This window comes from Roseospira visakhapatnamensis (genome assembly GCF_014197915.1).
GTDB lineage: Bacteria > Pseudomonadota > Alphaproteobacteria > Rhodospirillales > Rhodospirillaceae > Rhodospira > Rhodospira visakhapatnamensis.
In genome coordinates, this window is sequence record NZ_JACIGK010000015.1 from 19,323 (window position 1) to 42,291 (window position 22,969).

23 protein-coding genes are annotated in these 22,969 nt (G+C 67.1%); 17 read left to right on the forward strand and 6 right to left on the reverse strand.

Features of this window, described 5'->3' with window-relative positions; translation table 11 throughout:
* From GGD89_RS11025 to GGD89_RS11085, 13 genes are all read left to right on the forward strand, one after another.
* A partial coding sequence (locus tag GGD89_RS11025; protein WP_221238423.1) for a hypothetical protein occupies window positions 1-735 on the forward strand: 735 nt, incomplete at its 5' end.
* Window positions 736-745: 10 nt separating this feature from the next.
* On the forward strand, window positions 746-1,948 hold the full coding sequence (locus tag GGD89_RS11030) for a PP2C family protein-serine/threonine phosphatase (RefSeq protein ID WP_184045188.1): 1,203 nt from the start codon (window positions 746-748) through the stop codon (window positions 1,946-1,948).
* A complete protein-coding gene (locus tag GGD89_RS11035; RefSeq protein WP_184045190.1) occupies window positions 1,945-2,280 on the forward strand; it encodes an STAS domain-containing protein in 336 nt (111 codons plus the stop codon). Before GGD89_RS11030 ends, GGD89_RS11035 begins: the two co-directional genes overlap by 4 nt.
* Before the next feature lie 178 nt (window positions 2,281-2,458).
* Window positions 2,459-2,923, forward strand: a complete 465-nt coding sequence (locus GGD89_RS11040) for an ATP-binding protein (RefSeq protein ID WP_184045192.1) — start codon at window positions 2,459-2,461, stop codon at window positions 2,921-2,923.
* Window positions 2,924-3,173: 250 nt separating this feature from the next.
* Window positions 3,174-4,133 (forward strand): sugar-binding transcriptional regulator, encoded by a 960-nt coding sequence (locus GGD89_RS11045; protein WP_184045194.1) that lies wholly within the window; start codon window positions 3,174-3,176, stop codon window positions 4,131-4,133.
* Between the two features lie 398 nt (window positions 4,134-4,531).
* A complete protein-coding gene (locus tag GGD89_RS11050) occupies window positions 4,532-5,770 on the forward strand; it encodes an ABC transporter substrate-binding protein (RefSeq protein ID WP_246423043.1) in 1,239 nt (412 codons plus the stop codon).
* 109 nt (window positions 5,771-5,879) lie between these two features.
* Entirely contained in the window at window positions 5,880-6,752 is an 873-nt protein-coding gene (locus GGD89_RS11055; protein WP_184045198.1) for an ABC transporter permease subunit, read from the forward strand.
* A gap of 3 nt (window positions 6,753-6,755) precedes the next feature.
* Entirely contained in the window at window positions 6,756-7,586 is an 831-nt protein-coding gene (locus tag GGD89_RS11060; protein WP_184045200.1) for a carbohydrate ABC transporter permease, read from the forward strand.
* A 22-nt stretch (window positions 7,587-7,608) separates the two neighbouring features.
* The gene (locus GGD89_RS11065) at window positions 7,609-8,628 is read left to right on the forward strand and encodes an ABC transporter ATP-binding protein (RefSeq protein WP_184045202.1); all 1,020 of its coding nucleotides are present in this window, start codon (window positions 7,609-7,611) and stop codon (window positions 8,626-8,628) included.
* Window positions 8,625-9,398: an L-iditol 2-dehydrogenase gene (locus tag GGD89_RS11070; protein ID WP_184045204.1), complete on the forward strand. Its 774-nt coding sequence runs from the start codon at window positions 8,625-8,627 to the stop codon at window positions 9,396-9,398. Before GGD89_RS11065 ends, GGD89_RS11070 begins: the two co-directional genes overlap by 4 nt.
* Before the next feature lie 13 nt (window positions 9,399-9,411).
* Complete coding sequence (locus GGD89_RS11075) at window positions 9,412-10,188, forward strand: SDR family NAD(P)-dependent oxidoreductase (protein WP_184045206.1); 777 nt, start codon at window positions 9,412-9,414, stop codon at window positions 10,186-10,188.
* A gap of 216 nt (window positions 10,189-10,404) precedes the next feature.
* Window positions 10,405-11,115 carry an HAD-IA family hydrolase gene (locus GGD89_RS11080; protein ID WP_221238424.1) on the forward strand — a complete coding sequence of 237 codons (711 nt, stop codon included), beginning with the start codon at window positions 10,405-10,407 and terminating at the stop codon, window positions 11,113-11,115.
* 16 nt (window positions 11,116-11,131) lie between these two features.
* On the forward strand, window positions 11,132-12,088 hold the full coding sequence (locus GGD89_RS11085; RefSeq protein WP_184045208.1) for a carbohydrate kinase family protein: 957 nt from the start codon (window positions 11,132-11,134) through the stop codon (window positions 12,086-12,088).
* Between the two features lie 39 nt (window positions 12,089-12,127).
* On the opposite strand, the gene GGD89_RS11090 is transcribed toward GGD89_RS11085, so the two are convergent.
* Complete coding sequence (locus tag GGD89_RS11090) at window positions 12,128-12,805, reverse strand: FadR/GntR family transcriptional regulator (RefSeq protein WP_221238425.1); 678 nt, start codon at window positions 12,803-12,805, stop codon at window positions 12,128-12,130.
* A gap of 211 nt (window positions 12,806-13,016) precedes the next feature.
* On the opposite strand from GGD89_RS11090, the gene GGD89_RS11095 reads away from it, so the two are divergent.
* The 4 genes from GGD89_RS11095 (at window position 13,017) to GGD89_RS11110 (ending at window position 16,840) form a co-directional block, all read left to right on the forward strand.
* Window positions 13,017-13,997, forward strand: coding sequence for a TRAP transporter substrate-binding protein (locus GGD89_RS11095; protein ID WP_184045212.1), 981 nt, complete (start codon window positions 13,017-13,019; stop codon window positions 13,995-13,997).
* A gap of 162 nt (window positions 13,998-14,159) precedes the next feature.
* Window positions 14,160-14,768, forward strand: a complete 609-nt coding sequence (locus GGD89_RS11100; RefSeq protein ID WP_184045214.1) for a TRAP transporter small permease — start codon at window positions 14,160-14,162, stop codon at window positions 14,766-14,768.
* Window positions 14,765-16,057, forward strand: coding sequence for a TRAP transporter large permease (locus tag GGD89_RS11105; protein WP_184045216.1), 1,293 nt, complete (start codon window positions 14,765-14,767; stop codon window positions 16,055-16,057). Before GGD89_RS11100 ends, GGD89_RS11105 begins: the two co-directional genes overlap by 4 nt.
* 36 nt (window positions 16,058-16,093) lie before the next feature.
* The gene (locus tag GGD89_RS11110) at window positions 16,094-16,840 is read left to right on the forward strand and encodes an SDR family NAD(P)-dependent oxidoreductase (protein WP_184045218.1); all 747 of its coding nucleotides are present in this window, start codon (window positions 16,094-16,096) and stop codon (window positions 16,838-16,840) included.
* Window positions 16,841-16,958: 118 nt separating this feature from the next.
* On the opposite strand, the gene GGD89_RS11115 is transcribed toward GGD89_RS11110, so the two are convergent.
* The 5 genes from GGD89_RS11115 to secG form a co-directional block, all read right to left on the reverse strand.
* Window positions 16,959-18,143, reverse strand: a complete 1,185-nt coding sequence (locus GGD89_RS11115) for a vWA domain-containing protein (RefSeq protein ID WP_184045220.1) — start codon at window positions 18,141-18,143, stop codon at window positions 16,959-16,961.
* Window positions 18,144-18,394: 251 nt separating this feature from the next.
* The gene (eno, locus tag GGD89_RS11120) at window positions 18,395-19,672 is read right to left on the reverse strand and encodes a phosphopyruvate hydratase (RefSeq protein ID WP_184045222.1); all 1,278 of its coding nucleotides are present in this window, start codon (window positions 19,670-19,672) and stop codon (window positions 18,395-18,397) included.
* 88 nt (window positions 19,673-19,760) lie between these two features.
* Window positions 19,761-20,621, reverse strand: a complete 861-nt coding sequence (gene kdsA / locus GGD89_RS11125; protein WP_343058586.1) for a 3-deoxy-8-phosphooctulonate synthase — start codon at window positions 20,619-20,621, stop codon at window positions 19,761-19,763.
* Between the two features lie 80 nt (window positions 20,622-20,701).
* Window positions 20,702-22,336 carry a CTP synthase gene (gene pyrG / locus GGD89_RS11130; RefSeq protein ID WP_184045226.1) on the reverse strand — a complete coding sequence of 545 codons (1,635 nt, stop codon included), beginning with the start codon at window positions 22,334-22,336 and terminating at the stop codon, window positions 20,702-20,704.
* A 192-nt stretch (window positions 22,337-22,528) separates the two neighbouring features.
* Entirely contained in the window at window positions 22,529-22,969 is a 441-nt protein-coding gene (secG, locus tag GGD89_RS20630) for a preprotein translocase subunit SecG (protein WP_184045228.1), read from the reverse strand.

The following is a 22,969-nucleotide window of genomic DNA, read 5'->3' on the forward strand; positions in this document are numbered from 1 at the left end:
TCGGCCGGCGTGGGTGTGGGGGACCAGCCGGTGGCGCTGGCCATCGACGCCCAGCTCGCGGACCCGGCGGCGGGCGAGGCGCTGTCGGTGACGGTGGCCGCCTCTCCCGATGTGCTGGATAGCACCGCCGAAACCGGCGTGGCGGTGACCGTCCAGGGGGGGGCGACCGAGGTGGAGGACGCGACGGCCTTGGCGTCGGGGATTCCGGTGGCGCCGGACTTCTCCATTTCGGCGGTGGGCGTCGTGTCCAAGGTGACCGTAAATATGGCGTCACACGAAGAATTCCCGCAAGACGACATATCTGTTGTAGGATTCACCGTTGAGGAGGACGCCGATGGCCGAACCCTGGTCGGCGATACCGGGATCGAGGTCGAGGGGGGTGGTCTGTCCGCCGAGACCGGGACCCTGACATTGACGGGGGAGGCGCAAAGTACCGTCTATGAAAGTGTTGTGCAGTCCCTTCATCTGGAAACCGCGTCGGATGGCGGGACCCGATCGATATCCATTGATGTCTATGACGATCATGGTGAAGTCCTTCCCTTGGATCATCAGGACATTTCCGTGACGCCGGACTTGTTGGGCAACGACGGTGCCTTGTCCGTGGATGGACTTGAAGCGGACAACCTGGGTGATGCCGCGCCAACACTGTCGGATGTGGGCGTGGAGGGGAGCCTCGAGTCGGGCCTTGATCTCGGAGGAGACGACCTGCCGGACCTGCCACACTCGCTGTTTTGATGGGAAGACGATGAAGATCCTGATTGTGGATGACGACGAAATCATCAGGCGGATCGTGCAGTTCAGCGTCAAGAGACTGGGGCATGACGTGTGGCTGGCCGAGAACGGTGACCAGGCTCTTAACCTGGCCAAGAGTAATCCGTCGATTGACCTCGTGATCAGTGACTGGGTCATGCCCGAGATGTCTGGCGTCGAGTTGTGTCGGAGGATTCGCTCGATACCCGAGACACAACACATGTTCTTTCTGCTGCTGACCGCGAAGGCGTCCCGCAAGGACTACCTGGAGGCCATGGATGCCGGGGCGGACGATTTTCTCGTCAAGCCGTTCGACCCGGAGATGATCGCGGCGAAGTTGCGGGCCGCCGAACGTATTCTGAGCCTGCAAACACAGTTAAGGCACAAAAATGAACAACTCACGCGCGTAAATGAAAAACTGGAGGTCGCGTACAATCAGTTGAAGCAGGATGTCGAAGCGGCGGCTAAAATGCAGGAAAGTCTTTTGCCGGATAACAATATATATATCGGAACGTATCATCTGGCCACGTCTCTTATTCCTTCGTCAACTGTTTCAGGGGATATATATAATTATTTCAACCTGGGCAATGGAGATGTGGCGCTTTACGCCATTGATGTTGCCGGACATGGTGCCCGCTCGGCCATGATGTCGTTCACGTTGTCGCGCATGATCACGGCGGACCGGTTCCGGGCGCAAAACGGCCGCCTGCGCGGACCGGGCGACGTCGTCTGCGAGTTGAACGCGGAGTTTCAGGTCACGCCGCCCAACTTCGATTACTTCACGGTCCTCGCGGCGACCGTGCGGGCGAACGGCACCATGCGCCTGTGCCAGGCCGGGCATCCGCATCCGGTGGCGGTGCCGCGCAACGGCGCCCCGCCCTTCGCGCTGGGTCAGGGCGGCTTTCCGGTCGGCCTGATGGAGAACGTCGACTTCGAGGAGACGGTCGTGGACCTGGCGCCGATTCAGCGCGTCGCCTTCTTTTCCGACGGCATTATCGAATGCGCCAGTCCCTCGGGCGAGTTGTTCGGCCTGGATCGCTTCCAGGACCTGTTGCACGAAACCCGGCGGATGCCGTTGGACGAAGTGCCTGTCGAAATCCACAAGCGTTTGGCCGCGTGGCGGCACTCGGACGCGTTCGATGACGACGTGTCGCTCGTTCTCTTGGAAGTGGCCAGGGACAGGGAGAGTCAAGGATGATGCAGGTGGAGCGTGACGACGACGTGATCGTGATCACGGTGGATGCGGCCCGCCTGGACGCGGGGTCGGCGACGGCGTTCCATCACGGGGCGTCCCAGGCCCTCAAGAACGAGAAGAAGGCCGTGTTCGACCTCTCGGCGGTCGGGTTCATGGACTCGACCGGCGTCGGGGCCCTGGTGGGCGTGACCAAGACCATGAGAAAGGGCGGGGGCATCGCGGTGTGCGGACTGACTCCCGCAGTCAAGACGGTGTTCACGCTGCTCAGAATGGACATGATGTTCAAGGTCAAGCCGGATCGGACCGCCGCCGTCGCCCTGCTGCGGGAGACGTGAGGCCCCCCGACACGGCATGGCGCGCGCGCCGCCCGATCGCGTGAGCGGAGCGCGTGTCCCCGGGTCCGGGAACGGTGCCCCTTGGGGGAGGGGACTGGTCGCGCCCGTCCCGACGGGCCGCACCCCCCATGGGGGCGGGGGTGAGGCTTGCTGGCAAGACCCCGAGGAGGAGCGCGTCATGGGCCGCAGGTACGTCGTGCGCTGCGACTTCACAAGTGTCGCGGACACTTGGGAGAGGATCCTTCCAAACCTGACCGGGTATTCCCAGGACGATCTCATCAAGATTCACATTGGCTTGGTTGAAATCCTCAACAATATTGTCGAGCATTCCTATGGGGGCGAGTGCGACCGGACGTTTACCCTGTCGGTGTTCCGGATTTCGGGCGGACTGGTTTTCGTTGCCGATCATGATGGGCCCCGGTTTCTGGATGAGCCACCCGCGCGCGCGTTGCACAGCCCGCGCGTGTGGATGAGCACGGAGGAGCGGGGACGCGGGCTGTGGCTGATCGATCAGTGTTTCAATTCCGTCGCCTATCGACGGCGTCGGAAGATCAAGCGGGTGATCGCCAGCTACCGGTCGAGCCCGGACCCCGATCGTGACCCGGACCCGGACATGGACGGGAGCGCGCGTGCATCCCCGTGACGGTGACGAGCCGGGAACCGGAGGCTGTGTGGCGGTCTCGGTCGTTTGGACATAGGCTTGGCCGGCCGCGTCGGTCAGAATGGCGGCCTGTGCGTTGACCTTCCACGTGCCCTGAGTCGGACCCACGGCGACCCTCGCCGTCTCTTGTCTGGATCGAAAGGGCTCCTAAATCAATATGTTGTGCGGCGACGTGATCCATCGGTCATGGCTCTCCCGACGGCGTCGCCGCCCAGCCATCGAGACGGCGGTGATGAGTCGACGGAAAACCAGCAACAGCGCCCGCATGGACGACGCCGCGAGGGCGGGCTGGTTGTACTATGTGGCGGGCAAGACCCAAGAGGAAATCGCCGGCGCGTTGGGGATTTCCCGGCAGGCGGCGCAACGTCTGGTGTCGTTGTCCGTCGCCGACGGCCTGGTCAAGGTCCGGCTGGACCATCCGATCGCCCGCTGCCTCGATCTGGCGGCCCGGGTCCGCGAGCGCTTCGGGCTGCGCTTCTGTGAGGTGGTGCCGACCGATCCCGAGACCCAGTCCGCCACGCTGGGCATCGCCGAGGCCGGGGCGGCCCAGATCGAACGCCACCTGCGCGCGCCCGATATCGCCGTGCTGGCGATCGGTACCGGTCGCACGTTGAAGGCGGCGATCGGTCAGCTCCCCCCCATGGAGACCCCCGACAAGAGGGTCGTGTCGCTGACCGGAAACATCGCGCCGGACGGGGCCATGGCGTTCTACAGCGCCATTTTCTCGATGGCGGAACGGGTCACGGCGCGCCATCACGTGATGCCGTCGCCGGTGGTCGCGGCGTCCCCGGAAGAGCGGGACGTGCTCAGGGCGCAGCCGGTCATCCGCCAGTCCCTCGCCCTGGCGCGGCGGGCCGACGTTGTCTTCGTCGGCCTGGGGGACCTGGGACCGGAGGCCCCCCTGTTCGTGGACGGCTTCATCAGCGAGTCCGAACTGGAGGCCCTGCGCGCGGGCGGCGCGGTCGGCGAGATGGTCGGCTGGGCGTTCGACGCCGAGGGCCGGCTGGTCGATTGCGACACCAACGCGCGGGTGGTCAGCGGACCGCTCGACTGGCCCGAGAGCACCCTGGTCATGGTCATGGCCAAGGGTGCGCGCAAGCTGGCGGCCCTGCGGGCCGTGGTGCGCCGGCCGCTGGCCAACGGCCTGATCACCGATGAGTGGACGGCGTCGGCCTTGCTGGAGTCGGCCTAGCCGGTGCCGTGCCCCGTCTTCCTGGTGATCCCTCTTTAAAAACAAAGAGATATGCGGTGTCGTGACAGGGGGGCGCCCCCTCGCGCCGCCCCGGAGTCCCTCTGTGCCCCCTGTCGCGTGAGAGACGCGCGAGACGGACCGGCGCTCGCGTGGCCGGTTGCCGCACCGCAGGTGACACCCTGAAAACCCTCCATAAATCGTCGGTCTACGGCCGCGATGGTTGCCGGGTGCCATTCAAGTCCCTTGACACGGCGGTTTTTTGGGTGGGTAATTGCCCAGTTACAAGGCAATTGCCCGAAACGGGGCGCTCGGGAGGACGACCGATGAAACTTTCGCGACTCTTGGTGGGGACCTGTGCGGCTGCGACGTTCGCAGGTCCTGCCATGGCGGAGACAACCTTGACCGTCGCTACCGTGAACAACGGCGACATGATCCGCATGCAGAAGATGTCCGGCGACTTCGAGCAGAAGCACCCCGGCATTTCGCTCGACTGGGTGACGATGGAGGAGAACATCCTTCGCCAGAAGGTGACCACCGACATTGCCACCAAGGGCGGTCAGTACGACATCATGACCATCGGCAATTACGAGGTGCGTATCTGGGCCAAGCAGGGCTGGCTGGTGCCGTTGGACGACCTGGGGGACGACTACGATGCCGCGGACATCATGCCGGCCATTCGTGAGGGCCTGACCTACGAGGGCACGCTCTACGCGGCGCCGTTCTACGGCGAAAGCAGCATGGTGATGTACCGCACCGACCTGTTCGAGGCGGCGGGGCTGACCATGCCCGAGGATCCCACCTGGGCGTTCATTGGCGAGGCGGCGCGCGCCCTCACCGATACCGAGAACGAGGTCTACGGTATCTGCCTGCGTGGCAAGGCCGGCTGGGGTGAGAACATGGCGTTCATCACCTCCCTCGGCCACTCCATGGGCGCACGCTGGTTCGACATGGACTGGCAGCCTCAGTTCGACCAGCCGATCTGGACGGATACCCTTCAGTTCTACGTCGACCTGATGACCGACGCCGGCCCGCCCGGGGCGTCCACCAACGGCTTCAACGAGAACCTGGCCCTGTTCCAGTCCGGCAAGTGCGCGATGTGGATCGACGCCACCGTCGCCGCCTCGTTCGTGACCGATCCCAAGGAGTCCCAGGTCGCGGACAGCGTCGGCTTCGCGTTGGCGCCGCACGGCGGCACCGACAAGCACGGAAGCTGGCTGTGGTCGTGGAACCTGGCCGTCCCGGCCAGCACCGAGCATGCCGACGCGGCCAAGGCGTTCATCGCCTGGGCCACCAGCAAGGACTACACGACCATGGTGGCGGAGGTGGATGGCTGGGCCAACGTTCCGCCCGGCACCCGCACCTCCCTCTACGAGAACCCGGAGTACCGCGAGGCGGCCGCGTTCGCCGACATGACGCTGCGGTCCATCAACGCCGCCGATCAGGCGGACCCGACGGTCGATCCGGTGCCCTACATCGGCGGGCAGTGGGTCGGGATCCCCGAGTTCCAGGGTCTCGGCACGGCCGTCGGCCAGCAGTTCTCGGCCGCCCTGGCCGGGCGTGTCTCCGTCGACCAGGCCCTCGAGAACGCCCAGCGCTTCACCGAGCGTGAAATGAAGAAGGGCGGCTACATCGAGTAGCGCCTCCGGAGCGGCGGACCGCGCTCGTCCCCGGCTGGTCGGGGCAGGTGCGGGCCGCCCGTTCCGTCCGCCCCCGTCTTCCCGCCGTCCGACCAAGGTGAGGTCCGCCGTGGCGACGCTGCACACTCAGTCCACCGCCCGCCTGATGATGTCGCCGAGCGTCATCCTCCTGCTGGCGTGGATGCTCATCCCCCTGTCGATGACGCTCTACTTCTCTTTCCTCCGCTACAACCTGCTCATGCCGGGGATGGAGGAGTGGACCGGGTTCTTCAATTACCAGTACTTCGTCACCGACCCCGCCTTCACGGCCGCCCTGGTCAACACGCTGGTGCTGGTGGCCAGCGTGCTGGTCATCAGCGTCGGCGGCGGACTGCTGATGGCCTTGTTGCTGGACCAACCGTTCTTCGGCCGGGGCATCGTTCGCCTGCTGGTGATCGCGCCGTTCTTCGTCATGCCGACGGTCTCGGCCCTGGTGTGGAAGAACATGCTGATGCACCCGGTCTACGGCCTGTTTGCCTGGGTCGCCCGGGGGGTGGGTCTGGAGCCCGTGGACTGGTTGTCCTCGGCGCCCCTGCTGTCGATCATCCTGATCGTCTCGTGGCAGTGGCTGCCGTTCGCCGCCCTGATCCTGCTCACCGCGCTGCAATCGCTCGACGAGGAGCAGATGGAGGCGGCCGAGATGGACGGCGCCAGCGCGCTCCGGCGCTTCGTCCACATCACGCTGCCGCACCTGTCGCGGGCCATCACCGTGGTGATCCTGATCGAGACCATCTTCCTGCTGTCGGTGTTCGCGGAAATCCTGGTCACCACGTCGGGCGGACCGGGCTACGACAGCACCAATCTGAGCTACCTGATCTACACCCAGGCCCTGCTTCAGTTCGATGTCGGGGGCGCGTCGGCCGGCGGCATCATCGCCGTCATCCTGGCCAACATCGTCGCCATCTTCCTGATCCGCCTGATCGGCAAGAACCTGGAGACCTGATCCATGGCACGCACGGTATCCACTCAGCGGAAGGCGGCGGTCACGGTCCTGGCATGGGTCATCGGTCTGCTGATCTTCTTCCCCATCCTTTGGACGGTGCTGACCAGCTTCAAGACCGAGGGAGAGGCCATCGCCAACCCGCCATCGTTCCTGTTCTTCGACTGGACGATGGAGAATTACACCGAGGTCCAGGAGCGGTCGAACTACCTCCGCCACGTCGTCAACTCGGTGGCCATCTCGTTCGGCTCGACGCTCATCGGCCTGATCATCGCCGTGCCGGCGGCCTGGGCCATGGCGTTCTCGCCGACCAAGCGCACCAAGGGCATCCTGATGTGGATGCTGTCCACCAAGATGCTTCCGGCGGTGGGTGTGCTGATGCCCATCTACCTGATCTTCCGCGATCTGGGGCTGCTGGACACGCTGATCGCGCTGATCATCGTCATGACGATGGTGAACCTGCCGATCATGGTGTGGATGCTCTACACCTACTTCAAGGAAATCCCCGCCGACATCCTGGAAGCCGCGCGCATGGACGGCGCCGGACTGCGCCAGGAGATCGTGTACGTGCTGGCGCCGATGGCGGTGCCGGGCATCGCCTCGACCTGCCTGCTCAACATCATCCTGGCGTGGAACGAGGCGTTCTGGAGCCTCAACCTCACGGCCGCCAGCGCCGCGCCGCTGACCGCGTTCATCGCCTCGTACTCCAGCCCCGAGGGGTTGTTCTGGGCGAAGCTGTCGGCGGCCTCGACCATGGCCATCGCGCCGATCCTCGTCCTCGGCTGGTTCTCGCAGCGCCAGTTGGTGCGTGGCCTGACGTTCGGTGCCGTCAAGTAAAAAGACCGGGAGGAGTCGTGACATGTGCCATCTCCGTCTGTCCAACGTCAGCAAGCGCTTCGGCACCCAGGAGGTCATCCGCGATCTCGACCTGTCCATCGAGGATGGCGCGTTCGTGGTCTTCGTCGGTCCGTCCGGTTGCGGCAAGTCCACGCTGTTGCGCCTGATCGCGGGCCTGGAGGACGCCTCCGCGGGCACCATCGAAATCGACGACGAGGACGTGACCCAGTTGCCGCCGGCGCGTCGCGGCCTGTCGATGGTGTTCCAGTCCTACGCCCTCTATCCGCATATGACGGTGCGGGCGAACATCGCCTTTCCCCTGCGCATGGCCGGCCTGGACAAGGCGGCCGTCGATCGCAAGGTCACCGAGGCGGCGCGCGTCCTGAACCTGACCGACTACCTGTCGCGCAAGCCGCGCCAGCTTTCGGGCGGTCAGCGCCAGCGCGTGGCCATCGGCCGGGCCATCGTGCGCGAGCCCAAGGCGTTCCTGTTCGACGAACCGCTGTCCAACCTGGACGCCGCGTTGCGCGTCAACATGCGCCTGGAGATCAGCGAGCTTCACCACCAGCTCGGCACCACCATGATCTACGTCACCCACGACCAGATCGAGGCCATGACCATGGCCGACACGATCGTGGTGCTGAACAAGGGCGTGGTGGAGCAGGTCGGCAGCCCCATGGAGCTGTACCGCAGGCCGGCGAACCTGTTCGTCGCCGGCTTCATCGGCTCGCCGCGCATGAACTTCATCAACGGTCGGGAAGCCGCCAAGCTTGGCGCCGAGGTCATCGGCGTGCGCCCCGAGCACATCACGCTCTCGCCCGACGGCGGCACCTGGCGTGGCGAGGTCGGCGTCGCCGAGCATCTGGGCTCGGACACCTTCCTGCACATCAAGGTCGACGGCGTGGGCCAGATCACCGCCCGGGCGCCGGGCGAAGTCGACCTGCGCCATGGCGAAACCATCTCCCTGACGCCCGAGCCGGGCAAGATGCACCTGTTCGGCAAGACGGGCGAGGTCATCAGAACGCCGGAAGGTGTGTCGTGAAACGATTGAACGGCAAGACCGCGCTGATCACCGGCGCGGCGCGCGGCATCGGCCGCGCCTTCGCCGAGGCCTACGTGGCCGAGGGCGCCCGCGTGGCCATCGCGGACATCGATATCGAGCGGGCGCGGGCCACCGTTGCCGCGATCGGGCCGGCGGCGCTGGCCGTGCCCATGGACGTCACCGATCCGGACTCCATCACCGGCGCCGTTGACGCGACCTGCGCGGCATTGGGTGGCATCGACATCCTGGTCAACAACGCCGCCGTCTTCGATCTGGCGCCGATCACCGAGATCACGCGTGAGAGCTACGAGCGTGTCTTCGCCATCAACGTCGCCGGCACGCTGTTCACCTTGCAGGCCGGCGCCCGCGTCATGATCGCCCAGGGGCGCGGTGGCAAGATCATCAACATGGCCAGTCAGGCCGGCCGGCGCGGCGAGGCGCTGGTGGCGGTCTACTGCGCCTCCAAGGCCGCCGTTATCAGCCTGACGCAGTCGGCCGCCCTGAACCTGATCGAGCACGGCATCACCGTGAATGCCATCGCGCCCGGCGTGGTCGACGGCGAACACTGGGACGGCGTGGATGCGCTGTTCGCGCGCTATGAGAACCGCCCGCCGGGCGAGAAGAAGCGTCTGGCCGGCCAGGCCGTGCCCCATGGCCGCATGGGGCGGGCCGACGACTTGATCGGCATGGCGGTGTTCCTGGCCAGCGCCGACAGCGATTACGTCGTCGGCCAGACCTACAACGTCGACGGCGGGAATGTGCTGAGTTGAAAGGACAGACGTCATGTACATGGAGAAGCTGAGCCTCGCGGGCCGGGTCGCCGTGGTGACCGGGGGCGGCCAGGGAATCGGCGCGGCCTGCGCGGGCGCGCTGGGCGAGGCCGGCGCGACGGTGGTCGTCGCGGAACTGCTGCCGGAGCGGGTGGAGGCCACAGTGGCCGACCTCGGCCAGCGCGGCATCACGGCGCATGGCGTCGCCCTCGACGTGACCCACTCGGCCGATGTGGACGCCGCCGCCGCCGCCATCAGGGCGGCGCATGGGCGGGTCGACATCCTCGTCAACAACGCCGGCGTGGCGAAGAGCGACGTGCCCGCCGAGGAGACCTCGGACGAGCACTGGCGCTTCCACATGGACGTCAACGTGGACGGCCTGTTCTGGTGCTGCCGCGCCTTCGGACGGATCATGCTGGACCAGGGCGGCGGCGCCATCGTCAACATCGGCTCCATGTCCGGCCTGATCGTCAACAAGCCGCAGCCACAGGCGTTCTACAACGCGTCCAAGGCGGCGGTGCATCAGTTGACCCGCTCCCTGGCCGCCGAGTGGGGTGCCAGGGGGGTGCGCGTCAACAGCGTGGCGCCCACCTACATCGAAACGCCGCTGACGTCCTTCGGCATCGAGGAAAATCCGGAGATGTACAAGGTCTGGCTGGACATGACGCCGATGGGTCGCGTCGGTCAGCCGGACGAGGTCGCCTCGGCCGTGCACTTCCTGGCCTCCGACGCCGCCAGCCTGATCACCGGGGCCATCCTGACCACGGATGGCGGGTACACCTGCTGGTAGGGGGTGGCCACAGGCCCTGACACGGCGCTTGGCAACGGCGCCTGGACAGGCCAAGACTCCGGACAGGCGAAGATTGATGCCGGGGGCGGATGCGGCCGCGTATGACGTCATCCGTCCCCGGGGCTCATCGCCCGACCTCATCGCCCGGGCCCGCGACGCGGCGCGGCGACGCGGCGTTGGGGCGGACATCAACGGATTGGTGACGCGGAGCACACTGTGACAGGCAATGGACAGGACACCCCGGCCTCGGTCGATCTGGTCGTTTTCGACTGCGACGGCGTTCTGGTGGACAGCGAACCGATCGCCACGCGCGTGCTGTTGGAGAGCATCGCCGAGGCCGGCCTCGTCCTGACCGAGGACGACGTCTATCGCCGCTTCCTGGGCAAGAGCCTGGTCAGCATCACCGCCATCCTGCGGCGCGACCACGAATGCCGGATCGACGACGCGGCGCTGGACCGCATGCGCGGCCGGCTGTTCGAGGCGTTCCGCCGGGACCTCCTGCCCATCCCGGGGATGGCCGGGACCTTGGCCCGTCTTCCCATGCCCTTTTGCGTGGCGTCCTCCAGTCAGTTGGACCGCATTCGTCTGGCGCTGGAGATCACGGGCCTGGCGTCGTTTTTCGAGGGCCGGCAGTTCAGCGCCACCATGGTGCGGAACGGCAAGCCGGCGCCGGATCTGTTTCTGCTGGCGGCGGCGCGCATGGGCGTCGACCCGTCCCGCTGCGTGGTGGTCGAGGATAGCGCGGCCGGGATCGAGGCCGGGATGCGCGCCGGCATGGCGGTGTTCGGCTTCGTGGGGGGCAGCCATGCCCGCGCTCCGCGACACCGTGACGCGCTGGAGGCCCTGGGACCGGCCCTGGTGTTCGATGACATGACGGCGTTGCCCGACCTGCTGGCGCGGCATGGTGGGGCCGGCCGTCCGGCCTGATCGGAGGGAGAGGGTCATGTTCCTGGTCTGCGGCGAAGCGCTGTTCGATGTCTTCGTGACCCGGGACCGCCCGGGCGGCCTGACCCTGGATGCCCGTCCCGGCGGCTCGCCGTTCAACGTCGCCTTCGGACTCGCCCGGCTGGGACAGCCGGTGGAGATGTTCACCGGTCTGTCGCGTGATCCCTACGGTGCGTTCCTGCGCGGGTTCATGGACCGCGAGGGGGTGCGAACCACCTACGCCCTGGAGACGCCCAAGCCGACCACCCTGGTCACCGTCGCCGTCGACGCTAACGGGGGGCCGACCTATGCCTTCAGCGGTACCGATACGGCCGATCGCGCGGTCACGGTCGACGCGCTGCCGGCGTTGCGCGAGGACGTGACGGCGATTCACATGGGCTCGATCGCCACCGTGGTGGAGCCGGTCGCCACGGCGTTGAAGGCGTTGGCGCGACGGGAGGCCGCGACCCGCCTGATCAGCTACGACCCCAATGTCCGGCCGACCGTCGAGCCGTCCCTGGATGTCTGGCGGCGGTCCCTGGCCGACCTGGTCGGGCTTGTCCACGTCGTGAAGATCTCGCGGGAGGATCTCGACCTGCTGTATCCGGGGATGGCGTCCGACCAAGCGGCGTCGCGCTGGCTGGCGGCGGGGACGGCCCTTGTGGTCGTGACCGACGGCGCCAACGGCGTGTCGGCCTGGACCCGCGCGGCGCGGGTCACCTGTCCGGTCCATCCGGTGACGATCGTGGATACGGTGGGCGCGGGCGACAGCTTCCAGGCCGGCCTGCTGGCCGCGTTGGCGGACCTAGGCTGCGGATCGGCGGCGGGCGTGGCGGGGATGTCGGCGCCGGCGCTGGAGGCGGCGCTGGTCTTCGCGAGCCGGGCGGCCGCCGTGACCTGTTCCCGGCGTGGCGCGGATCTACCCCGGCGGGCCGACCTGCCGGCCGTCCCCGCGCCGGGGGTCGACAGGCCCTGAGCGCGACGGCCGCCGCCGCGGAGCACGGGGCGCGGGCCGTTACCGTCCCTTGATCCTGATGCGATCGATGTCCGAGGCGGCGTTCCCAAGCAGCGTGAGCGATGCCGCCCGGGCCAGTTCCGGCTTGCCCTCGGAGATGGCGTTGAGAAGGTCGCCATGTTCGACGAGGGCGCGGGGGCGATGATGCCCGCGCGCGGAGATGCTGAACATCTTCTGGAGGCTGATGGCCAGCATATGACCGATCGGCCAGAAGAATTCGTTGCGCGTCGCCAGATAGATGGACTGATGGAAGGCCAGGTCGGCCTCGATCCACGCCTTGTCTTCGGAGCCGGCGTCGGTCATGGCCCGATACGCCGCCGCCATCCGCTCCAGATCCTCCGGGCGCGCGTGGCAGGCGGCGAGGAAGGCCGCCTCGGGTTCCGTCGCGCGGCGCAAGTCAAACATCTTGTCGATATAGGTCGCGGTGTCGGTTGTCTCGATGCGCCAGCGCAGCACGTCGGCGTCCAGATGGTTCCAATACATCTGGTGGCGCACGATCGTGCCGCGTTTGGGCCGTGACTCCAGGAGGCCCTTGGCCACCAGGCCGCGCACCGCCTCGCGGACCGCCGTGCGGCTGACGCCCAGCACGTCGCAGAGCTGCATCTCACCCGGCAAGACCGTGCCGACGGGGTATTCACCGCGAACAACCGCCTCTCCGAGGACGTCTGCGACGCGCATATGAAGTTTCAGAAGAAGCGGTTCCATCACAACTCCGGTTGTTCGGCGGGCTTGGCCGTCAGCCCACGCTTGTCTGGACATTACATCATACAAATGACCCGGAATCACCTCCGTACCGGCCACCGCGCCCCCCGCCCATGGCTCTCTGTCATCATCTTGACATGTTTCTTGTGGTATTGTATGATAAATAATTCTCATAGGGAGGAGGCCCATGAAGAGCATTTTGGTTGCTGGCTGCGCGATCTCGTTGGCTCTGACCGGCACGGCATCCGCCGTCGAGGTCAAGGTGTCGCATTCCAGCCAGGCGTCGCTGTCGTCCGAGTTGCACACGGCCGCCTGGGCGTTTCAGAACTACCTTGAGGACTTCGCGACCGACTTTAACGTGACCATCTACCCCAACAACCAGTTGGGCCAGGAGCGCGAGGTCTACGAAGCGATGCAGCTGGGCTCGGGCGCCGACTGCGCCATCTCGGGCACGGCGATCCTGGGCAACTTCGACGCCAAGCTGGGCGTTGTCGACCTGCCGTATCTGTGGCGGGACTACGACCACGTTCATCGTGTCCTCGACGGGGAGGTCGGTGACGCGCTTGCCGAGGGCCTGCGGGACTCCGGCTTCGAGATCGTGGCCTGGCTGGACAGCTGGGGCTATCGGAACGTCGCGACGACAAAGCCGATCAACAGCGCCGAGGATCTGAAGGGGCTGAAGATCCGCACGATCCCGACCAACACCTATGTGAAGACCGTCAACGCGATGGGCGCCAACGCGACGCCGATGGCCTTTGGCGAGATCTATACCGCGATGGAGACCGGTGTTCTGGACGGTCTCGAACACAGCGCGGCGTTGGTGTACTCGACGAAGTTCTATGAGGTCACCGACTACTACACGCTCACACGGCATTTTTTCGGACCAGTTGTTTTTGTTTGCTCGAATGCCTTCATGAGCAGGCTTGACGACAGCCAGAAGGAGCAGGTCATGGAGGCGGCGGCCTTCGCCGGCGATCTGGAGCGCGCCCTGGCGCCGGTCCGTGAACAGGACGCGCTGGCCGCGCTGGCCGACGCGGGCATGACGATCGGCGAGATCGACATCACGCCGCTGCGGGAGGCGACCAAGCCGGTTCAGGACGAACTGGCCGCCGAGATCGGCGCGACCGACATCCTCGAACAGATCCGCTCGGCCGCCGAGGCCCGGTGATCGCCCCTCGGACGGCCCCCGCATGGTGGCGTCGGCACGATCCGGCGTCGATGACTCCGGCCGTGGACTGAGGATCGACGGACGAACGCCCTCCCCGGACACGGGGAGGGCGGGTCGTCCTGTCGCCCGGTCGTTGGTCGGTCATGCGGAGACCGTGATGTAATGCAGGTGTACCGCCCCCGGGACCACGGCGCGTGGTCCACGGGCGATGTCATCTGGCAGGAGATCATGGAAGCCGAACACGTCGTCACGCCGCCGGTGTCCGAAACCGTCGGCCGCCCGCCGCCGCCCGCCCCCTCGATCGGGCCGATGCGTCATCTGCATCGACTGATCGAGTGGCTCGCGATCCTGATGTTCACGGCCATCGTGGTCGTGGCCGTCATACAGGTGGTGAACCGTTTCTTCCTGGGCAACTCGTTGTCCTGGTCCGAGGAGTTCCAGCGATACGGGCACATCTGGCTGGTGCTGATGTCGATCAGCATCGCCTACCGGCGCGGTGCTCATATCGGGGTGGACCTGCTCCATTCCCTGCTGCCCCATCGTCCGGCGACCCTGCTGCGCGGCGTCATTGATGTCGCCTGGCTGTTGCTCGGGGTGCTGCTGATCGTTTCGGCCTGGAAGATTCTCGGGGTCTCGGCGCGTCAGATCAGCGCCGGGCTGGGGGTCACCATGGACAAGGTGTACGCGGGATTCCTGTTTGGTGGCGGCTACATGATCCTGTCCGCCGCCGAGCAGTTGATTCTGCGTCTCCTGGGGCGGGTTCGGCCATGACGCTGATCCTGCTTTTCGGTGGACTGTTGCTGCTGGTGCTCCTGGGCTTCCCGGTGCTGCTGGCCATCGGCCTCACCAGCGCGGCGGGCATTCTCGCCCTGCCGGGCGTGAACTTCGCCCTGTTCGCGCAACGCACCTTCGCGATGATCGATTCCTTCAGCCTGCTGGCGCTGCCGTATTTCATCCTGGCCGGCGCGCTGATGGCCAAGGGCGGGCTGGCGCGGGCGCTGGTTCGCTTTGCCCAGACCATGGTCGGGCATCTGCGCGGCAGCCTGGGCCACACCAGCGTGGTGACCTGCACGGCGATGGCCAATGTGTCGGGGTCGTCGGCGGCGGAGGCCGCGACGGTCGGCTCGATCCTCATTCCCGAGATGAAGCGCCGGGGCTATCCCGGCGGCCTGGCGTCGGCCATCGTCGCGATCTCGGCCATCATCGGGCCGATCATCCCGCCCTCCATGACCATGATCGTCTACGGCGCCATGACCGGCGTGTCGATTGGCGGGCTGTTCCTGGCGGGCATCGTGCCGGGCCTGCTGCTGGCCGCGACGCTGATGACCTTCATCCGCCTGCTGGCGGCCACCGGCCGCTACCCGGCCCTGGAGCACCGCTCGCCCCGGGCGACGGTCATGCAGATGCTGCGGGCGATCCGCGAGGTGTGGGTCGCGTTGCTGGCGCCCTTCATCATCATCGGCGGTATCTTCGCCGGCATCTTCACCGCGACCGAGGCGGGCGTGGTCGCCTGCCTCTATTCGGCGGTGGTCAGCATGCTCGTCTATCGCGAGATCGGGCTGAAGGACCTGCCGGCCATCATCCTGGACGCCGCCGTGACCACGGCCATGGTCGTCGGCATCATCGCGGTGACCGGGGCGCTGGGCTGGATCCTGTCCTACGTCAGCTTCAACGACCTGGTGCTGACCTTCCTGCGCGGCGTTTCGGATAACGGTCATGTCGTCCTGCTGCTGATGCTGGCGATCGTCCTGGTGCTGACGATGTTCCTGGAAAGCCTGTCCGTGCTGATCGTCTTCGTGCCGATCGCCACTTACGTCGGGCAGGCCTACGGCTTCGATCCCCTGCACCTGGGCGTCCTGATGATCCTCGCCAACCAGATGGGCGCGGTCAGCCCGCCGGTCGCGGTGCTGATGTTCATCACCAATGCCATCGCCAAGGTTCCCTACCTCGAGACGGTTCGCCACGCCGCGCCCTTCCTGCTGCTGCTGGTGATCTATCTCGTCATCCTGGTCTTCGTGCCACAGATCTCCACAACCGTTCCCGGACTTCTGCGACCGTGACCACCCCCTGTCCACGTTAGATGTAAGGACCAAGGAATGTATGATGTGACTGGCAAGGTTGCCCTGATCACCGGCGGAACGCGGGGCATCGGCCTTGCCATCGCCGAGGATCTGCTGACAGCCGGGGCGACGGTCGTTGTCAACGGCCGCGCCGAAACCGAGGACGCCACCGACCTGCTCAACCGTCATGGCCCCGATCGTGTCGCCATCGAACTGGGCGACGTCGCCGTCACAGCCGACAACGAGGCCATGGTGGCGCGGACCGTCGAACGCTTCGGCCGGCTGGATATCCTGGTTCACTCGGCGGGCGGTCCGGTGCCGGGCAAGATGCTGGATCTGGACGAGGCGGCCTGGCGGGGGGCCTTCGAGGTCCACGTGCATCCGATCTTCACCCTGTTCCGCGCCGCCCACCCCCATCTCGCCAAAGAGGGCGGCGCGGTGATCCTGGTGTCGTCGGTCGCCGGCATTCGCGGCTGCCCCGGCACCATCGCTTATCAGACGGTCAAGGGGGCGATGATCCCGCTGGCGAAGGCCCTGGCGCTCGATCACGCGGCGGAGGACATTCGCGTCAACGTGCTGGCGCCGGGGATCATCCGGACCCGCTTCCACGAGGCGATGACGGAGGAGGCCAAGGCCCACAACCTGACCAAGCGCATTCCCCTGGGGCGCGAGGGCACCCCGCACCATGTGGCGGCGGCCGCGCGCCAACTCATCGAAAACGACTTCATGACCGGCGAGATCATCGTCGTCGATGGCGGCATGTCGATGCGGGTCACCGGCTGAGTACGGCACGGCGGTGGACCAGGAGCACTCGTCCGCCGCCGGCGCGCCAGGGTCCGGTTTACGGCTTCCGCCCGCGCCGGCAAGGGGGCGTGTGTCGAGCGCGAGGCCGGAGGCGAGGCTAGCGGTTCAGGTCGGCCATGGCGCGGTCGAGACCCTCCAGGGTCAGCGGATACATGCGTCCGCCCATCAAGCGCCGCAGCATCTCCAGAGACTGGGTGTAGGGCCAGTAGCGTTCGGCTACCGGGTTCAGCCAGGCGGCATGGGGAAAGCGCTCCAGCAGGCGCGCGATCCACGCCTGGCCCGGTTCCTCGTTCCAGTGCTCCACCGCGCCGCCGGCATAGAGGATCTCATAGGGGCTCATGGTGGCGTCGCCGACGATCACCAGCTTGTAGTCCGGCGGATAGGTGTGCAGCACGTCCCAGGTGGGGATCTGCGCCTGCCGGCGGCGGGCGTTGTCGCGCCATAGCCCCTCGTAGACGCAGTTGTGGAAGTAGTAGTGCTCCAGGTGCTTGAACTCGCTGCGGGCGGCCGAGAACAGCTCCTCGCAGATGCGTACGTGGTCGTCCATGGAGCCGCCCACGTCCAGGAGGAGAAGCACCTTTATGGTATTGTGGCGCTCCGGGACCATCTTCAGGTCCAGCAGGCCGCCCTGGTGGGCGGTCTGGCGGATGGTGCCGTCCAGGTCCAGTTCGGTGGCCGCCCCCTGGCGGGCGAAGCGGCGCAGGCGGCGCAGCGCCACCTTGATGTTGCGGGTGCCGATCTCCACCGAGTCGTCCAGATCCTTGAACTCCCGCTTGTCCCATACCTTGACGGCGCGGCGATGGCGGGACCGGTCCTGGCCGATGCGGATGCCCTCGGGGTTGTAGCCGTAGGCGCCGAAGGGCGAGGTGCCCTTGGTGCCGATCCACTTGTTGCCCCCCTCGTGGCGCTCTTTCTGCTCCTCCAGGCGCTGGCGCAGCGTGTCCATGAGCTTGTCCCAGCCGCCCAGCGCCTCCACCTGGGCCTTCTCCTCCTCGGTCAGGAAGCGTTCGCCCAGCGCCCGAAGCCATTCCTCCGGGATTTCGGCGGTGATGCCCTCGTCGCCCTCGGACTTCTCCAGGCCCTTGAACACCTGGGCGAAGACCAGGTCGAACTTGTCCAGGTTGCGCTCGTCCTTCACCAGGGTGGCGCGCGACAGGAAGTAGAAGGCGTCCACGTCGTACTGCGGCACCTCGGCCCGCATGGCCTCCAGCAGCGTCAGGTACTCGTTGAGCGAGACCGGCACCTTGGCCTTGCGCAGTTCGTAGAACAGGTTGAGGAACATGGCAGGGGTCCCCGGCTTGGGCCACGAGTCAGACACCCGATGGTTGGGGCGTCAGTCTAGGAGGTGTGCGCCGCGTGGGGAAGGGCGATCCGGCTCGTGCGATCGGCGGTCCTCGTCCGGCCATTCGGCCAGCCAGCCCTTGACGAGCGGCGGGTAGGGGATGTCGCGGCGGTTCGGTCCTCATCATAAAAACGGGCGGCGTCCTCGCGAACGCCGCCCCTTGGTGGTTCACGCCTGGACGGCTCCGGTCCTTACCCCCGCAGCACGCTCCGGCCGGCGTACGTGGCCTGGGGGCCCAGCTCTTCCTCGATGCGGATGAGCTGGTTGTACTTGGCCATGCGGTCGGAGCGCGACAGCGAGCCGGTCTTGATCTGGCCGCAGTTGGTGGCTACGGCGATGTCGGCGATGGTGCTGTCCTCGGTCTCGCCGGAGCGATGCGACAGCACGGCGGTGTAGTTGGCTTTGTGGGCCATCTCCACGGCGTGCAGCGTCTCGGTCAGGCTGCCGATCTGGTTGACCTTGACCAGGATGGAGTTGCCGACACCCTTCTTGATGCCGTCGGCCAGGCGCGCCGGGTTGGTGACGAACAGGTCGTCGCCCACAAGCTGGACTTTGCCGCCCAGGCGCTCGGTCAGCAGCGCCCAGCCGTCCCAGTCGTCCTCGGCGCAGCCGTCCTCGATGGACAGGATGGGGTAGCGGGCGCACAGGTCGGCGTAGTAGTCGACGATGCCGGCGGCGTCCAGGGTCTTGCCCTCGCCCTCCAGCTTGTACTGGCCGTCCTTGAAGAACTCGCTGGAGGCCGCGTCCAGCGCCAGCATGATGTCGTCGCCGGGCTTGTAGCCGGCGGCCTCGATGGCCTTCATGATGAAGCCGAGGGCCTCGTCGGCGCTGGACAGGCCGGGGGCGAAGCCGCCCTCGTCGCCCACGTTGGTGTTATGCCCGGCGTCCTTGAGCTGCTTCTTGAGCGCATGGAACACCTCGGCGCCCATGCGCACGCCGTCGGCGATGCTGGCCGCCGAGACCGGCATCACCATGAACTCCTGGATGTCGATCGGGTTGTCGGCGTGCTGACCGCCGTTGACGATGTTCATCATCGGCACCGGCAGGGTGTGGGCGAAGGCGCCGCCGATGTAGCGGTAGAGCGGCAGGCCGGCTTCCTCGGCCGCCGCCTTGGCGGTGGCCAGCGAGACGCCGAGGATGGCGTTGGCGCCCAGGCGGCCCTTGTTGGGGGTGCCGTCCAGGTCGATCATGGTCTGGTCGACGAGCATCTGCTCCTCGGCCTCCATGCCCGACAGGGCATTGTAGATCTCGCCGTTGACGGCCTCGACGGCGCGCAGCACGCCCTTGCCGCCGTAGCGGCCCTTGTCGCCGTCGCGCAGTTCGACGGCCTCATGCACGCCGGTGGAGGCGCCGGAGGGCACGGCGGCGCGGCCCATGGCGCCGGTCTCCAGCACCACGTCCACTTCCACGGTCGGATTCCCCCGGGAATCCAGGATTTCCCGAGCACTGATATCGATGATCGCGGCCATGTGGTCGTCTCCCGTTTGGTCGGTGGGGGCTGTCAAAACGGCGGGGCATGATCATGGGACCGAAGACCGTGGACCATGCGATGAAACTTCAAAGACACACCGGATTGGCCTTGGCCACCCGGTCGAGCGCGCCCAGCACCTCCAGCACCGCCGGCATGTCGCGCAAGGCGATCATGGCGGGGCCGTCGGAGGGCGCCCGGTCCGGGTCCGGATGGGTTTCGATGAACACGGCGGCAACGCCCACCGCCACGGCGGCGCGGGCCAGCACCGGCGCGAACTCCCGCTGACCGCCGGACGCGCCACCCTGGCCCCCTGGCTGCTGGACCGAATGGGTGGCGTCGAACACCACCGGGCAGCCGGTCTGGCGGGCCATGAGGGGCAGGCCACGCATGTCGGTGACCAGCGTGTTGTAACCGAAGGACGCGCCGCGCTCGGTCACCAGCACCTTACCATCCCCGGACTGGTCCAGTTTGGCAACCACGTTGACCATGTCCCAGGGGGCCAGGAACTGGCCCTTCTTGACGTTGACCACCGCGCCGGTCCTGGCGGCGGCCACCAGCAGGTCGGTCTGCCGGCACAGGAAGGCGGGGATTTGCAGCACGTCCACGGCTTCGGCCACGGCGGCGCACTGGCCGGCCTCGTGCACGTCGGTGAGCACGGCGCAGCCCAGGGTCTCGCGGATTTCGGCCAGCACCGGCAGGGCCGCCGCCATGCCCACGCCGCGCGCGCCGGACAGCGATGTGCGGTTGGCCTTGTCGAACGAGGTCTTGAAGATCAGTGGCATGTCCGCCGCCCCGGCGATGGCCGCGAGCGCGTCGGCGACCTCCAGCGCGTGGTCGCGGCTTTCCATCTGGCACGGCCCGGCGATCAGCGCCAGCGGCCGGTCATTGGCCAGCACATGCGGCCCCACGGGCACGGCGCGTGGCGAGAGTGCGGGGGCGGGCGCGATGGTCACGGCGGGGATCACTTTCGAGTCAGGGGGGCGGTCCAGGGGATTGGTCCGGAGGGGTGGCGACCCGGCGGTTGGGATCAGACAAGGCGCGACTTCTCGACGGCGGCGCCGACGAAGGCGGTGAACAGGGGATGTGGCTCGAACGGCTTGGATTTCAATTCCGGGTGGAACTGCACGCCTACGAACCAGGAGTGGCCCGGGATCTCGACGATCTCCGGCAACAGGCCGTCGGGCGACATGCCCGAGAACAGCAGGCCCCGCGCTTCCAGCGGGCCGATGTAGGCGTTGTTGACCTCGTAGCGGTGGCGGTGGCGTTCCTGGATGGTGTTGGCGCCGCCGTAGATCGCCCGGGCGCGCGAGCCCTCCCGCAGGATACACGGATAGGCGCCCAGGCGCATGGTGCCGCCCAGGTCTCCGCCGGCCTCCCGCCGCTCAAGATCGTTGCCGCGCATCCACTCGGTCATCAGGCCGACCACCTTGGCCGGCGGGTCGCCGAACTCGGTGGAGCCCGCGCCGGGAATGCCGGCCAGGTTGCGGGCGGCCTCGATCACCGCCATCTGCATGCCGAAGCAGATGCCCAGGTAGGGAACGTCCTTCTCGCGGGCGAAGCGGGCGGCGGCCATCTTGCCCTCGGCGCCGCGCTCGCCGAAGCCGCCCGGCACCAGGATGGCGTTGACGTTTTCCAGAAGGTGGTTGCTGTCGGCCTTCTCGAACTCCTGGCTGTCCAGCCACTGCAGATGGACCCGGACATTGTTGCCGAAGCCGCCGTGGGTCAGCGCCTCGGCCAGCGACTTGTAGGAGTCCAGCAGCTTGGTGTACTTGCCGACCACGGCGATGGTGACGTCGCCTTCCGGCTGGCGCACCCGCTGGATGATGGTGTGCCAGCGGGAGAGGTCCGGCTCGGTCTCGCAGCTCAACCGGAAGTGGCGGCACACCTGCACGTCCAGGCCCTCGGCGTGATAGTTCACCGGCACGTCGTAGATGGAGGGCGCATCATAGGCGGCGATCACGGCGTCCGGGTGGACGTTGCAGAACAGGGCGATCTTGCGCCGCTCGGTGTCGGGGATGGCGTGCTCGCTGCGGCACAGCAGCAGGTCGGGCTGGATACCGACACTGAGCAGTTCCTTGACCGAGTGCTGCGTGGGCTTGGTCTTCAGTTCCCCGGCGGTGGCGATGTAGGGCAACAGCGTCAGGTGCACGAACATGGTGCGCTCGCGCCCCAGTTCGTTGCCGAGCTGGCGGATGGCCTCCAGGAACGGCAGGCTCTCGATGTCGCCGACCGTGCCGCCGATCTCGATCAGCACGAAGTCCTCGCCGGTCAGGTCGGCGGTGATGAACTCCTTGATGGCGTCGGTGACGTGGGGGATAACCTGCACGGTGCCGCCCAGGTAGTCGCCGCGCCGCTCCTTCTCCAGCACCGTCTTGTAGATGCGCCCGGCGGTCACGTTGTCGGACCGGCGCGAGGACACGCCGGTGAAGCGCTCGTAATGGCCCAGGTCCAGGTCGGTTTCGGCGCCGTCGTCGGTGACGTAGACCTCGCCGTGCTGGGTGGGGCTCATGGTGCCCGGATCGATGTTCAGATAGGGGTCCAGCTTGCGCAGCCGCACGGTGAAGCCGCGTGCCTGGAGCACCGCGCCCAGCGCCGCCGAGGCCAGCCCCTTGCCCAGCGAGGACACCACCCCGCCCGTGATGAAGATGAAGCGTGTTGTCATCGCTCGCGCGCGTGCTCTCTCCGGAACCCGGCCAAGGCCGGCGGCCGCTGGCCTGTGGGGGGTCGCGGGGTGGATGGGGTGGGCGAAGGGGCCGACGGGCGGCGCGGTCCGCGCGGCACCCGTCACCCCGGCGTCGGCCGAAACCGACACCGCATGACGTTCGGGTCGCGCCGGGGGGCCGGCGCGAGGGGCCTAGTCCGCCAGCGGCGCTAGGGGCACGGTGGGCGTGTCGGCGGCGCGGGGAGGATCCGTCGCCGCGCCAGGGCCGGGACCATCCACGGCCATCGGCGGCGTCGGGCCCACGGGGCCGGTGTCGTCCGCCGTCCCCGGGGTGATCGGCGCCAGTGCCGCCGGACCGGCCAGATCGTCGGCCGGGGTGGCGTCCAGGACGCTTCCGTCGCGGCCGCCGTTGGACGCCAGGATGGCCAGGGTCATGCTGGTGGCCATGAAGGCCGCCGCCAGCACGCCGGTGCTCCGGGTCAGCAGGTTGCCGGCCGCGCGGCCACTCATCAGGCCGGGACCGCCCCCGGAGCCGCCGATGCCCAGCGCGCCGCCCTCGGAGCGTTGCAGCAGGATGAGGGCCACCATGGCGATGGCGATCAACAGGTGGATAACCAGAATGACGGTAATCAT